Genomic DNA, 15236 nt, shown 5'->3' on the forward strand with positions numbered 1-15236 from the left:
CTCCAGGCAACCCCGGAAGCCCGATGCGGGACAGCACGAGAATGATACAACATGCAGGAACGTTGGAAAGGAGGATTGGAACTGTTGCTGGCCATCCTCCGAAAAACACCGATGGAAGAAACCATCAAATGGGGCATACCGGTATTTACATTCAACGGACGGAATGTCGTTGGAATTGCCGGCTTCAAGTCCCACTTTACGCTGTGGTTCTACAACGGCGTGTTTCTCCGGGATAACCATCATGTGCTCACCAATGCACAGGAAGGCAAAACAAATGCCCTTCGCCAATGGCGGTTTACGGCACGCGAGCAGATCAATGAAGCGCTGATCCGCGCTTATGTTGAGGAGGCGATAGCGAATGAAGCCGAGGGAAGAACCTGGAAACCGCAGCCGAAAGGGAAACTGCCCGTCCCGCCCCAACTTGAGGATGCCTTAGCAGACGATGTGCTCCGGCGACATTTCGAAAACCTGACTCCTTACCGGCAGAACGAATACGCCGCCTATATTTCCGAGGCTAAGCAGGAGACCACAAGGTTATCACGGATTGAAAAAATCAAGCCGCTGATCCTCCAGGGGGTTGGACTTCACGACAAGTACAAAAACAAAAAATAGCTTCGATGGCTGGCACTGCGAATAAGACTGTGGAGACTGCGGAAAACGCATTTGATTTTATCCGCACCGTGGTCAATGACACCCGGCGGGAAGACAGCCTGCGGCTGATTGCCATCATAAGGTCCGAAACGGGGCTGGAGCCCCGTATGTGGGGTACGAATATCGTGGGGTTCGGCCGTTACCATTACCGGTACGACAGTGGACACGAGGGGGATGCGCCCCGGATCGGTTTTTCGCCGCGCAAGCATGAACTGGTGCTCTACCTCGCCGCTGACTTTGAGGGGCGGGCAGCATTGCTGCACGATTTAGGCAGGCACCGGAGCGGAAAGGCCTGTGTGTACCTGAAAAAGCTTGCCGATGCGGATGAGCAGGTATTGCGGAAGATGATTGCTGCCACGGTAGACTGGACACGCAAGCACTACCCGGAAGGCGACCGATGACACAACAGTTGTCGCGTTGGACATAAAAAAAGGGAGTTTTCCGTTAAACGGAAAGCTCCCTTTTGGAAATAACCTGCTGTTTATTAGCCCAGTTGGCTGATAATACCGTTGAGTGTCTTACTCGGCCGCATGGCCTGCTCCGCCAGCCGGTCATCTACAAAGTAGTAGCCGCCAATGTCCTGGGACTTGCCCTGCGCATCTATCAGCTCCTGGTTAATCTGTGCCTCGTTGGTAGCCAGCTGCCCGGCGACCGGCGCAAACAATGCGCGAATTCCGGCATCCTGCTGCTGGGCGGCCAGTGCCTCTGCCCAATACAGTGCCAGGTAAAAATGAGAACCTCTATTATCAATCTGCCCCACCTTCCGTGCAGGCGACTTATCATTTTCCAGGAATTTCTCCGTAGCCGCATCCAGCGCTTCTGCAAGTACCAGCGCTTTGGCATTGCCCTGTGTCTGCCCCACGTGCTCCAAAGATACAGCAAGGGCCAGGAACTCACCGAGGGAATCCCAACGCAGATATCCTTCGTCTACGAATTGCTCTACGTGCTTTGGTGCTGATCCGCCGGCTCCGGTTTCAAATAACCCGCCTCCGTTCATCAACGGAACAATGGACAGCATTTTTGCCGAAGTACCCAGTTCGAGAATAGGGAACAGGTCGGTCAGGTAATCGCGCAGCACGTTTCCCGTTACCGAAATCGTGTCCTCCCCTTTCCGGATCCGCTCCAGCGAGAATTTTGTTGCTTCTATGGGGTTTAATATGCGGATATCAAGTCCGGCAGTGTCATGTTCTTTCAGGTAGGTGTTTACCTTTTCAATGATCTGCCGGTCATGTGCGCGCTGCTCGTCCAGCCAGAATACCGCAGGGGTACTGCTGTTCCGGGCACGGTTAACCGCCAGTTTCACCCAGTCGCGGATGGGCGCATCCTTCGTCTGGCACATCCGGAAAATATCGCCCGCTTCCACCTGCTGCGCCATCAGCACATTGCCTGCCGCATCAACAACCTGGATCTTGCCTTTAGCTGTTGCCTGGAATGTTTTATCGTGTGAACCGTATTCTTCTGCCTTCTGCGCCATTAAACCCACGTTGGACACCGATCCCATCGTGGCGGGATCGAAAGCGCCATGCTGCTTGCAGTCTTCAATCGTCGCTTCATATACACCGGCATAATTCCGATCGGGAATCAGTGCAATGGTATCCTGCAGTTCGCCTGCTTTGTTCCACATTTTTCCGGAACTGCGGATCATTGCCGGCATGGATGCATCGACAATAACGTCCGAAGGCACGTGCAGGTTGGTAATTCCTTTATCCGAATTAACCATGGCCAGGTCGGGGCCGTTCGCTATCGCCGCGTCCAAAGCCGCCTTGACCTCCGCTTCCTGTGCATGTCCGGAGATTTTCGCATAGACATCGCCCAGTCCGTTCCGGGTATCTACGCCCAGCGAGGCAAACAATGCTGCATATTTCGCGAAAACGTCGGCAAAATAGACTTCCACAATCGCACCGAAGATAATCGGATCCGATACTTTCATCATGGTTGCTTTCAGGTGAGCCGACAAAAGCACACCTGAAGCCTTCGCCGCGGCGATTTCTCCCGCAACGAAGCTTTTCAATGCGCCCAGGCTCATGCGCGAGGAGTCGATGACCTCGCCTGCCTGTAGTGGTGCGGCGGCTTTCAGTTCGGTTTTCGTGCCGTCTTCCGCAACAAATTCAATCCTAAAGGTCGTTGCCTGCGGCACCGTAACCGATTGCTCGCTTCCATAAAAATCGCCATCGGTCATGGAAGCTACACGGGTTTTGGAGTCGCTGCTCCACTTGCCCATGGAATGCGGATGCTGCTTGGCGTAATTTTTCACCGCGCGGGGTGCCCGACGATCGGAATTCCCCTCCCGCAACACTGGATTTACCGCCGAACCCAACACCTTGGCGTATCGTGCCTTAATTGCTTTCTCCTCGTCCGTTTTTGCTTCTTCCGGATAATCGGGAACCGCATAACCTTTTGCCTGCAACTCTTTAATGGCCGCTTTCAGCTGCGGGATAGAAGCCGAGATATTCGGTAACTTGATGATATTTGCCTCCGGCGTGGTAGCCAGCTGACCAAGCTCGGCGAGGGCATCCCCTATCTGTTGTTCAGCGGTCAGCTGCTCGGGAAAATTGGCGAGAATCCTGCCAGCAAGTGAAATATCTTTCTCTTCCACGGTAATCCCTGCGGGGGCCGTAAACGCTTTGACAATAGGTAAGAACGAATACGTCGCCAGCGCAGGCGCCTCGTCGGTCTTGGTGTAAAGAATTTTGGTGTTTTTTGACATAATATTGTTAATCGTAATCAGTGTAGCTAATATGTGCAACAAGCATTGGAATGCGGTCACAAAAGTAGCTAAAAATGACGTGTTTTACAAGAGGAAACAGGTATTAACCTGTGCGCTATCGCAGGGAATAACGATCGCCTGTTACCCTGACTCTACCCTGATCCAGGTATTGCCCCAGCACGCGGATCCAGTCCGCTTCCTCACCAAGCTGTGCTTTCGATACCAGGTCGTGAACCGTCATCGGACCATGGGTTTCCAGCAGCCGGATGAGTTCCCTGCCGATTTTCTCTTCGTCGCCTGCCTTCTTCTGTGCACGGATACATCGGTCGCAGTTCCCGCATGGCGGGGCATCGGGTTCATCAAAATAGGTCAGCAGGTATGTGCTCCGGCAGCCGGCCGTATCGAGGTACCCAAACACACTGTCCAGCTGTGCGCGTTTGATCGTTTTACGCGTTTCCATGTATTGCCGATCAATGTACAGGTGCTGGTTATCTACACGCGGACGGAGAAAAGTCAGCTGGGGGTGGTCTGTTTTAGGTAAATAGCTTATTACCTCAAGTTGTTGAAGCTGCTCCAGGGATTGCACGACCTCTTTGTAACTGGTTCCAGTCCGCTTCGCCAGCTCCTGCTCCCGGACCTGGACGTAATGGTCGAACGCGCCGCCATAGCTTCTCAGCAACGTTTTGATGAGGTTGTCGAACCGGGCATACTGCACCTGGAATTTATACAGTTCCTGCGCATTTGTCTCCATTTTTACCCGCGAAGGCAGGTACACACTGTCCGATACGTTGATCCAGCCGTCGCGCTCCAGGAACTTGAGGGCGTTGAGTGTCTGGATTGCGTCCAGCTTGTATTTGTTGCAGAAATCGCCGATATCAAAATCAAGCACCAGCTGTTCGCCTGCTCCGTAAGCCAGCTGATAGTAATTCCCCAGCCGTTGGTAAACCATGCCGATGAAATCGACCGAGGGAAAGCTTAACGTAAATGCGTTTTCCAGCCGGACACGGTCGCTTTTGTGGTAGAGTAGCACGGCATGTGCCTTCCGTTCGTCGCGGCCTGCCCTTCCGGCCTCTTGGTAATAGGCCTCCAGCATATCCGGCAGATCAAGGTGGATGACAAACCGGACATCGGGTTTGTCGATGCCCATGCCGAACGCATTCGTCGCCACGATAACGCGGGTGTGGTTGTTTTTCCAGGCCGCCTGTTTGTCCATACGCAATGGCGTTTCCAGGCCTGCGTGATAGAAATCGGCCGAAATCCCTTCATGGAGCAGGAAGCGGGTTACCTCCTGTGTTTCCCGGCGGTTGCGCACATACACGATGCCGCTGCCGCCGATCCGGCGGATGATGCGGAGCATCCGGCCCATTTTATCCTCTTCTTCAAAGACCATGTAGGTCAGGTTTTCGCGAAAGAAACTTTTCCGGAACACCTGTTTTTGTGAAAACGCCAGCTTTTCCTGGATATCGGTAACGACTTCGGACGTGGCTGTGGCTGTCAGCGCAAGGAAAGGCACCCGGGGGTGCAGCAGCCGCAGCTGTGCGATATTCAGGTAAGCGGGACGAAAATCATAGCCCCATTGCGAAATGCAATGTGCCTCGTCTACCGCATAGAGGTTGACCCGCATATGACGTATCCTTTCCTGCACGAGGTCGCTCGACAGCCGCTCAGGCGACAGGTACAGGAATTTAACCGATCCATAGATGCAGTTGTCGAGTGCGATGTCCACCTCCCGCTTTGTCATTCCGGAGAAAATGGCGACAGCGGAAATCCCCCTGACCTTAAGCTGTTCCACCTGATCTTTCATCAGTGCAATCAGCGGTGTGATAACCACGCATATACCGTCACGTGCCAGCGCGGGAACCTGAAAGCAGATTGATTTGCCGCCGCCGGTTGGCATCAGCGCAAGCGTGTCCCGCCCGTCCAGCACCGATTGGATAATCGATTCCTGCAGGGGACGGAATTTATCATATTGCCAGTATTTTTTGAGGATAGCGGCGATGTTCATGGCAACGGTGCTTCAGTTGGCCAAACATACGCAAAATTGCGCTTCAATACGTAAACGGGAATACCTGCGCTTTTGGCTTCCGCGGTAAAACGGGTTATAGTACGGTCGTAATTGGAACCATCCAGTATCAGCTGCCGGAAAGAAAATACCCGGCGCAGTTCGTCGACTCCTACGTCTGGATTGTTCCGCAACAGCAGGATGTCCACATCCAGCCGACCGTGATATGATTTTCCGCCATCGTAAACGAGAACGCGTCTGTCGCCGAACTGGATTAGGCCTGACCGCATATAAAGCTGGTCGTCCCGGTATGGGCGGTCCTTTCGGATAAAATGAATACGGTTGGCGGCAACAGCGGATTCCAGCTTCGGCATTACCCGGAACCGGATGGTAGGATGATCGGCAGCAGGTAGATCGCTGTAGAGCCACGCGTCATCCGGCCCGACAAAACCGATTGCCATATGACGGCCTGTATTAAACAGCACTACTTCATGCCTACCGACCTTTCCGGATTCAGTTATACTGGACGAAAAACCCAGCAGCAGGACAGCTCCGAGTGCGCCGTACAGCATCCGCTTATTACGCCCGGAACATGCGCATACAAACAGGATAATAGCCAGGTAAAGCAGCAGGTTTTCCCACCACGACATCCAGATGCCGGCAATACGTGCCAGCGGCCATTGGGCCATGCTGTCCAGTAGCCAATAGGTCAGCAAAATCAGGTATTCCAACAACTGGCCTATCCAGGTTAAATATTCGCCGTAAGGCAGCAACAACAGGGCAAATCCCAGGTACATGATGGCGCTTACCGGCAGGACGATCAGCAGGTTGGCCGGCAGGAAATAAAGCGGAAACTGGTGAAAGTAATACGCGGCCAGTGGCCCTGCACCGGTTTGTGCGGCAACGGACATCGCTGCGTAGTCTGTTACCGGCCTGAGGTAAGGATGGCGGACGCGGAACAGGCGTTGCAGGATTGGAAGCAGGAAAACCATGCCCAGCACAGCCAGATACGACAGCTGAAACCCAATATCAACCAGCCAGTTAGGATGGTACCACAACAGGAAAAATGCCGAAGCGGCAATGCTGTTGTATCGCTGGTGTGACAACCCAAAGCCGGTCGCCACCATGATTATACTGATCATCATGGAAGCCCGCAACACGGCAGGTGAAAAACCGGTGAGTAGCGCGTATCCCCAGATACCGGCGAGCAGCAGCACCAACCGGGTAATCCGACCATAAGTACCACCGCCCATCCGGCCAAGGAGTTTGGCCAGCAACCAGCATACAATGACGACGTGCATGCCGGAAACGCTTAATACATGGATGGTACCCGTGACGGAAAATGAATCAATCAGTTCCGGACTCAAGGCCGCCCGGTAGCCCAGGATCAGCGTGGACGCCACCGAAAGGGCAACACTGTCGGAAAGGCAACGGGCAAATTTCGCAACCATACGTGCCCGCAGCGCAAGCGCATAAGCAATCAGGGGGTGGCCACCGCGCGAATCCAGTTTGTATACATCCGTGGCAGGGAAATAGGCCTGGTGCCAGGTATGCTGATTGGCCAGGTAGCGCCTGTAATCCATCTCGCCGGGGTTATACGGTGGTTCAACCGATTCGTAATCCGCCGGAATGACTAACCGGTCGCCATAGGCAAATGGCGATCGCTCCATACGATCGTCGCGGCGGATAGTCAGCATCAGCGTTCCTGAACAGCCCATCAGCGTATCCGCCCCCTTACAATGGGTTACGGCCAGGAGAAACCGGATATGCCGATCACGGACCGATGGTTCATCGGCAATGTAGCCCGACAGTGTTGTGGACCCGGCACGACTGAAATGCGTAGCGTCAACCGCCGGATGGGGTTGCCATACGCGCACCCAGCCCGAGGCTGCGAGGAACAGGAGGAAAAAGACACTAGGTATCCCGGGGTACCGGCAACCCCGTAGTCTATCCAAGCAGGCCATTGCCAGAAAAACAACCATGGAGCCCAGGCATACCGTTACAAGAATTGCATAAACCGCGTATGCCGGAGCGATCAGGTTTCCAGCGATGATTCCGGAGGACAGCGCTAACAGGAATCGGACAAAGGGAATGTGTCCGCTATAAACCGCATGTTCCGGTGTTATTTCGGTTGGTTGAAACAAAATGACAATAGCAGGCAGAGCCCGGTTTAGGTGACTTCATGCTAAGGTAAAAAATATACGGGAGAGATAAAAATAGAAAAAGGGGGCTATATACCCCCTTTCTGTTTTTATTGTTGGTTATTTTTCGGAATCAGATCCTCGTTCCGTGAAGACAGCCAGATCAGCAGACAGATTGCTGCCAGCAGGGCGGCGAACACTCCCAGATACAGAACACCGTCAGCCACATTGGGCGAAGTTGCCGCGGCGTGCTGTACTGCCGATATTTCCGAATACGCCGGAATGATCCAGTCGATTACATAAGCCTGCAGGCAAACGATGCAACTGACAAAGAAGAGCATGATAAAGCTGTGCTTTACGGTAAAGCGGAAAAGTTCGGATTCGCGCCCGATAAGTCCGCCTGCACCGGCAGCTACCGCAATGGATTGGGGCGAAATCATCTTCCCGACGACTCCACCCGAAACATTCGCGCTCACAGCGACAACCGGATCGACGCCGATCGACGCAGCCGTAACCGATTGCAACTTACCGAACAGTGCATTGGCCGAAGTATCCGAGCCGGTGATAAAAACACCGAGCCATCCGAGCACCGGGGCGAAAAACGGAAATAACGGACCGGTGGAGGCCAGCACATAAGCCATGCTGATTGTCATGCCCGAATCGTTCAATATGTAAGCAAACCCGAGTACGGCGCCCACGGTAATAATAGGAAACTTCAGCTGGTTCAGCGTATCGGCAAACACACGCCCGGCCTGTTTCAGGCCAAAGCCGATCAATGGCAAGGAGAGAAACACCGAGAACAGGATGGCGGTTCCAGCCGCAGACAGGTAATTGAACTTGAACGTATGGGGCATGGGGTTCCCCTCGACATCGAGGATTGAAAGGTGAATTCCCGGAATTTCAAATGTGATAGCACCCCATTGATCAAGTATTGCTTTAATGGGCCCTATCCCCCAACCGATCACCATGATGGTCAGGATAATAAACGGAGACCACGCCCGTAAGATCTGTCCAGTTGAATAAACCCGCAGTTCCCGCTCCTGCGCCGGATCCTCATGTTTGAATTTCCATGCCTGCCGGGGTTTCCAGAACTTAAGAAAAATGATCAGGCAAATGGTAGCTCCCAGCCCGGAAATGATATCGGGCAGGTTGGGCCCCAGAAAATTAGAGGAAAACCATTGCAGGCCCGCAAATGAACCGCCGGTAATCAAAATCGCCGGCCACACTTCGATTGTTTTCCGGAACCCGGCCATAATCATTACCAGATAAAAGGGCACCAGCAGCGATAGAATCGGCAACGTACGGCCAACCATTTGCGAAATGGCCATTTCCGGTATATCGGATACCTGCGATGCCACCAAAATCGGTGTACCGATCGCACCAAATGCCACGGGGGCCGTATTCGCAATGAGACAGATTCCGGCCGCATAAAGCGGGTTGAAACCGAGACCGACCAGCATTGCTGCAGTGATGGCAACGGGGGCACCGAAGCCCGCCGTACCCTCCAGAAACGAACCAAAGCAAAAAGCAATGATCAAAGCCTGCAGTCGCCGATCGTCGGTAATGGATGCCATAAAATGCTTGATGATTTCGAACTGGCCGCTCTTGACAGTAACATTAAACAGGAATACCACGGTAATGACAATCCAGCAAATGGGAAATAAACCGTATAGCACGCCATGCCCGGCCGAGAGCAATGCCAGATTAACAGGCATGCCGTAAATACCAATGGCAATAACAAGGGCAGCGGCTGTCGCCAGCAGGCTGGCCTTATAGCCCTTCATCTTTTTGATGATAAGCGCCCAAAACAGCAAAAGTATGGGAATGACCGCGGCAATGGCGGATAAGACCATATTGCCTAATGGGTCGGTAGTCTGTGTCCAAGTCATGGGATGATTTTAAATACACGCCATCGCTGTGCAGCGGTGTGTGTCGTCTTTTCTTAATTGGTTAAAAATTATCTTCGGTTACATTGGGGGCTGCCAACGTGCATTGGCATTGCGGAATCATTTAAAATCACATTGGCCATTTTCCCCGTCATCCGGTTAAAATGGCCAATGATCAAAGCGTGTAATTACATCAGTTAATTAACTGCTACGAATTTGAGGCAGACCGGCCGCCCTAATTCAAGCTTATTATCTGTCAACGAGAGTAATCCCGTTTCTTTATTGCGTTTAAACACGTAGATGTCATCGGTATTCTGATTGGCAACCAGCAGGAAGTTACCCGTGGGATCGATGGCAAAATTACGGGGATGGTTACCCATTGACGATTGCCGTCCTACGAATGTCAGCTTGCCTGTTGACTGATCTACCGAATAAATTACGATTTCATTCAAATCCAACCGGTTGGAAGCGTAAACAAACTTACCATCCGGAGAAACATGGATATCTGCTGCACCGGTTTTGCCTTCAAAATTATCGGGCAGCATGGTGATCGTCTGAACCGGGGTCAGCTTACCGTTGTCGTACGTAAACGCGGTGATGTTCGCATCGAGCTCATGCACCGAGTAAGCAAATTTACCATTGGGATGAAAATCAAAATGGCGTGGACCGCTACCTGGTGCCAATGATACGAATTCCGGATCAGCCGGTGTTAGCGGGTGGCTTTTCTTCGTGGCATCAAAATGGTAAATACCGATTTTGTCGGTTCCCAGGTTAGACGCAATCAGGAATTTGTTTTCCGGATCCATCACCACGGAATGCATCCTGGGACTTTTCTGCGAAGGTTTTACCATGCTTGCTCCGGTGTGATCGATCTGCTGGAGGTCCGGACCCAGGGACCCGTCTTCCAATACCGGCACCGCGGCCAGACTTCCGCTGCCATAGTTCGCTGTAAAAACAAACTTTCCGGTGTGGTCAATCTCTACGTAGCACGGTCCTCTCCCGCCGGAAGGTTGCTTATTGATAAAAGACATTGCTCCGGTAGCCACGTCATAATTAAACGCCGATACCGAGCTGTTCTCTCCCGATTCGGAAATAGCGTAAATAAATTTCCGGTCCGGCGAAACCGTAAGGTACGACGGGTTGTCGACATTGCCCACCTTGTTTTTATAGGTCAGCGCGCCGGTTTCCTCGTTGAAAGAGTACACATAAATCCCTTCGCTTTTACCGGTATTGGTATACGTACCGATAATCACGTCGTATTTCTTCTGTGCACACGCCGTGCCCATAAATAATAACACTGCTGCCCCCAAGGCAGATAACTTTGTTAGTTTCATAATTGATTTTTTAATCCAGCAATAATAGCCAAATATAAAATATATTTAGAGAACCGGTGGATTATACCAAAGTTTTTACGGAGCCGCCAACAGAAGCGCGGCTCCGTAAAAACCGGACATTAAAATGCGGGATCTTCCGGTGTATTCGGATTTTGATCACGCTCGGCAAATGGATAGTTCACAAAATTCCGCTTGCGCTCTTCCTGCGGGCGTCCCATCCGACGTGAGTCTTCCAGACGCAGGCCGGACATGAACAGCTCAATGGATTTGTGCTTATAAATCGCAGCCAATAACCCTTCCGGTGAAAGCGATTCCAGCGGTGATAAGCCGGCACCAACGCCAAAAGCATCTTCGGCAGGTGTCTTAGTCACCACCTTGTTCAGTTCGAGCAGGGCATTCACGTAATCCGGTGAAGCCTTGCGCGCATATGCTTCAGCCTTAATAAGGGTCATCTCACCCGGCAGGTATACCGGCCAGGCTCGGTCCAGGGCATCGCCAAAACCACCTACCCGGAAACGGGGAGCAATTTCCTCGTTGATGTCCAGGTAAAATGGAATCCGCTGGTCATCTGCATCCGGCTGCAGGCCTTCAGGTAAGCCCAGGGAATCGTCAATCGGCTGCCAGATGTTATTGGTAGACGTTACTTGGGAGAAAATAGGATTCTGCGCCAAGGCATCGTAGTTAAACGTCGACGGCTTGGTTAAGTCAACCGCCTCAGCTGCCGCGAGCGCCAGGTCGTAATCCTCGGCAAATAACGCATACCGCGCCTTCAGTGCCTTCAGGGTATTCGGAATATCAATACCTGCCGGAATGGTGCTCAGGAACGCACTGCTGATCGGGTTGGCGTCAATGCCAGCCAATGCTTCGTCAATCGCAGCAATTGCACGTACGTAGCCCTCTTTCCGGGGAATAAAGGTAACCTCCTCACCGTTACCGTTCGGAATCTGCTCCCAGAACATAGCTAAGTCGCCGATTGCCAGCGCTTTAAAAATCGTGGTATACGCCACAATGGCACTGGCTACCGACTGATCGCTTAAATTGCCTGCACTGGCGATAATCAGGTCGGCATCGCGGATAATTTTATTGCTTCTTGACCACAGGCCAGCCAATAATGTATTCCGGCCATCCAGTTCATCTCCGCCGACACTCAGCTGATACTCGGCCGTGTTGCCCTGGTTCAGCAGAAATAATTCTCCGGCCAAAAACCCACTGGCCGTTACGCGGTTATAAAGATTAGTCCGGTCTACAGAGTACGAACGCTGTAAGCCAGCTGCGGCTCCCGTGAGGCCTTTTACATCGGCAATCAGCTGATCTTCGGTAGCGCGACCCGGGTCCACATAATCTTTCACACAACTTCCGGTCGTCAACGCAATCGCAATGGCTAACACCGGTATATTAAATAGTTTCCTTTTCATGATTGTAATACTTAGAATTTAGCTTGAATACCTAAATTAAAACTTCTTGGCAAAGGGACCGCGCTGAAGTCAATGCCACGTTGAAGGGTGCTTTGACCGCTTGAGTTAACCTCAGGATCGTACCCTACGTAGTTGTCCCAGGAATACAGATTCCGGCCCGACACGTTTACAGTTAAACTGCTGAATGGCTTCAGGTTATTGAACGTGTAAGCAAAAGAAACATCCCTCAGCTTCACGAAAGATCCCTGATGCACACGCCATTCTTCGACGTTGTATGCTCCGGCAATGTAGCCCCGCGGCAATTGCCCTAAGTATTCCATTTCTGAAATTTTACCTGAACCAACACCCTGCGCAGTCCGCCAATCGGCATTCCACATGTTGCCGCCCTGCTGGGTATCAAACTGTACCCGGAAGCTCAGTCGCTTGTAAGAAACCTCGCTCACAAATGAGCCGCTCCAGTCCGGATTCGGATTACCGATTACTTTCCGCAATACCTCGCCCGTCGGTTGTCCGTTTTCATCACGCTGCGGTGTTGGGTTTAACAAATCTGATTGAACACCGCGCTCGGTCTGCGGCGCGCCGCTCGGCGTTAACAACAGTTCACCATTTTCGTCTCGCGCAAAGTAGGTGCCGTAAAAGATACCTACCGGTTCTCCGTTAACGATAGCTACCGGTGCAGAAGAACCGGGTGTAAAGAAGGTAACACCTTCACCGATATTCAATGCCTTATTCCGGTTCCGGTTATAAATAAATGTCATATCCCAGTTCCAGTTGGTATTCCGCACGGGGGCTACCTGCAGCAGCAATTCAAAACCGTTGTTCTGCATGCTGCCGAAGTTATCCAGCCGGCTGGTGAAGCCTGTTGTCGGTGCCACCTGGCGGTTAAGCAGCATATCGGTTACTTTTTTATGATAAACGTTTACCGTTAAGCCCAATCGGTTCTGCAGGAAGGACAGGTCAGCACCATATTCCAATTCCCGCTGGCGCTCGGGTTTTACTGTCTCATTGGCCTGTACAAAACTCGAGGAGAACGACGTTTTACCAAGATAAGACAGGGTAGAATACGCATTGAAGCGATCGTAAGCACCAATGCCGGTCAGGTTACCCGACTCGCCGTAGGCCAACCGCAGTTTCAGCAGATCCCACCAGGATGAAACAGCCATGTTTTCCCAGAACCGGGTCGACGAAACCACATAGCTACCGCTACCTTTCAGGTAAACCTGATTCCGTTGATCAACGCCAAACATGCTGGAGCCATCCAGGCGGACAGCACCGGTGATGAACAATTGGTTATCGTATTTAAAGGTCTGCTGGAAATAGCCGCCTGCAACCGAAAACTCACTGCGGTTATCCTGGCTTTGGCCTGGCGTGCTCGCACCCTCCACCGTTTCAACGAATGGAGCCAAGCCCCGTCCGTTTACTTCGCTGGCCGTTTCATTCTGGTACTGGTACGAATAACCCAACTGGCTGGTCGACGCCCATTTATCTGAAATATCGACATTATAAGTGATGTTCAGATCGGTATTGAACATATACTGAGAAGCAGCGACTTTCCGGGCATAGCCATTCAGGGAAGGGTCCAGTGTCGGGCCGCCGCCGTAAGAGCCTGTGCTCACGTTATACGTATATGGAGGTACCAGCAGCGTACCAATTGCCGAAGAATTGTCAACCCCAACGTTGTAGTCGATAATCAGGTTTTCGATCGGAGTCAGTTTTACACCCAAGTTGGCCAATACCCGATTGTTTCCCTGCCGTTGCTTAAAATCTTCGATAATAGATACCGGATTAACACGGCCGCGCTCACCTACTGCCTTCAGATTGCCCAGTTCGTCGCGTTCCCAGATATTGTGAAAGTTAGCGATGATCCACTGGCTGCCGATTGGTGTAACCAATCCGTTTCCATAGGGTTTTTCATTGGCATCACTACGCACATAGTTGATTCCCGCACGGACCGTTGCCCAATCCGTCAGTACCTGATCCAGGTTGGCGCGCAGGCCGAAACGCGTATAATCCGTATTTTGTATAATACCTTGGTTATCAAAATAGGAAGCGGAAGCATAGTATTTCGTTCCTTCCGTACCTCCGGCAATGGATACGTTGTTATCCGTACCGAATGCGTTCCGGAAGATATAATCCTGGTAATCGTACCGGGTTACTTCCGTTGTTGTCGTCTGAAGAGGTGCCGTGATCAGGTCCTGGGTGAAAGCACCCGGGCCGTCCGTCGGACCGCCGAATTTAATAGGCGCCATGTTCATCGGCAGTTTTTTACGCACCTGGTTGGCCATCAAGGTGGTCGAGAACGTTACCGAAGGCTTTCCAGTTGTGCCGCGCTTGGTAAATATCTGTACCACACCCGCATTTGCGCGGGAACCGTAAATGGCTGCCGCTGCCGCGCCGTTTAATATCTCGATGCGCTCAATATCCGCTGGGTTAATATCAACCAGACGGTTTTGCTGGTTGTCGGTTACACTCGAAGTGGAATTATTGGCAATTACCCCATCGATAATATATAACGGCTCAGAAGAAGAGCTGATGGAACTGATACCACGCAGGCGAACCGAAATTCCGCCTGCCGGATCACCCTGGTTCTGGGTAATCTGTGCACCGGCTACCTTGCCCTGCAGGCCGGTCAATACGTTTCCGGCAGCGCCTTTCGTCAATTCTTCCGCGCTTACACTTCCCACGTAGTTACCCAGCTGCCGACGCGTAGTACCGGCCGAAGTTCCGGTCACGATCACTTCGTCGAGTCCCACGACATCCTGAGCCAATTGCGCATCGACCCGGACAGAAGTGGCACTACCGAATTCAACCGTTTGCGCCTGCCGTGAATAACCCACGGAAGAGAAGGAAACAGTGTGTGTGCCTGCGGCAACGGATGTTGTAATGGTAAACTGGCCATTGTCATCCGTAGATGCAGCCGCGTTCGTACCCTCCAGGCGTACGGCTACTCCCGATAAGGGACTGCCTGTTCTGCCATCTGTTACTAATCCACTGATCGTGTAATTAGCTGTCTGTGCCTGCACGTGACTGCACAAGGCGGTGACTAACAGTATTCCGGAGAGGACATACCATAGTTTTGTCCAGTCAGAAAAGTAGTTTT

9 protein-coding genes are annotated in these 15236 nt (G+C 52.2%); 2 read left to right on the top strand and 7 right to left on the bottom strand.

Translation table 11 applies throughout. The annotated features are described in order from the left end of the window. The first annotated feature begins 51 nt into the window (after positions 1 to 51). Positions 52 to 612: a YdeI/OmpD-associated family protein gene (locus tag ABWO75_RS04990; RefSeq protein ID WP_353183181.1), complete on the top strand. Its 561-nt coding sequence runs from the start codon at positions 52 to 54 to the stop codon at positions 610 to 612. 5 nt (positions 613 to 617) lie between these two features. Continuing rightward, positions 618 to 1052 carry a DUF1801 domain-containing protein gene (locus ABWO75_RS04995; protein WP_353183183.1) on the top strand — a complete coding sequence of 145 codons (435 nt, stop codon included), beginning with the start codon at positions 618 to 620 and terminating at the stop codon, positions 1050 to 1052. 83 nt (positions 1053 to 1135) lie between these two features. Here ABWO75_RS04995 and ABWO75_RS05000 read toward each other — a convergent pair whose 3' ends face one another. From ABWO75_RS05000 to ABWO75_RS05030, 7 genes are all read right to left on the bottom strand, one after another. Beyond that, the gene (locus ABWO75_RS05000; RefSeq protein ID WP_353183185.1) at positions 1136 to 3358 is read right to left on the bottom strand and encodes an NADP-dependent isocitrate dehydrogenase; all 2223 of its coding nucleotides are present in this window, start codon (positions 3356 to 3358) and stop codon (positions 1136 to 1138) included. Between the two features lie 115 nt (positions 3359 to 3473). Continuing rightward, a complete protein-coding gene (locus tag ABWO75_RS05005) occupies positions 3474 to 5363 on the bottom strand; it encodes a RecQ family ATP-dependent DNA helicase (RefSeq protein WP_353183187.1) in 1890 nt (629 codons plus the stop codon). Next, on the bottom strand, positions 5360 to 7504 hold the full coding sequence (locus ABWO75_RS05010; protein ID WP_353183189.1) for a ComEC/Rec2 family competence protein: 2145 nt from the start codon (positions 7502 to 7504) through the stop codon (positions 5360 to 5362). The genes ABWO75_RS05005 and ABWO75_RS05010 overlap by 4 nt, the downstream gene beginning before the upstream one ends. Positions 7505 to 7611: 107 nt before the next feature. Continuing rightward, the gene (locus tag ABWO75_RS05015; RefSeq protein ID WP_353183191.1) at positions 7612 to 9390 is read right to left on the bottom strand and encodes an L-lactate permease; all 1779 of its coding nucleotides are present in this window, start codon (positions 9388 to 9390) and stop codon (positions 7612 to 7614) included. A gap of 194 nt (positions 9391 to 9584) precedes the next feature. Next, the gene (locus ABWO75_RS05020; RefSeq protein WP_353183193.1) at positions 9585 to 10721 is read right to left on the bottom strand and encodes a lactonase family protein; all 1137 of its coding nucleotides are present in this window, start codon (positions 10719 to 10721) and stop codon (positions 9585 to 9587) included. 119 nt (positions 10722 to 10840) lie between these two features. After that, positions 10841 to 12136, bottom strand: coding sequence for a RagB/SusD family nutrient uptake outer membrane protein (locus ABWO75_RS05025; protein WP_353183195.1), 1296 nt, complete (start codon positions 12134 to 12136; stop codon positions 10841 to 10843). An 11-nt stretch (positions 12137 to 12147) separates the two neighbouring features. Further along, on the bottom strand, positions 12148 to 15236 hold a 3089-nt coding region (locus ABWO75_RS05030; protein WP_353183197.1), incomplete at its 5' end, for a SusC/RagA family TonB-linked outer membrane protein.

The sequence above is a fragment of the Parapedobacter lycopersici genome (assembly GCF_040395035.1).
Taxonomy (GTDB): domain Bacteria; phylum Bacteroidota; class Bacteroidia; order Sphingobacteriales; family Sphingobacteriaceae; genus Parapedobacter; species Parapedobacter lycopersici_A.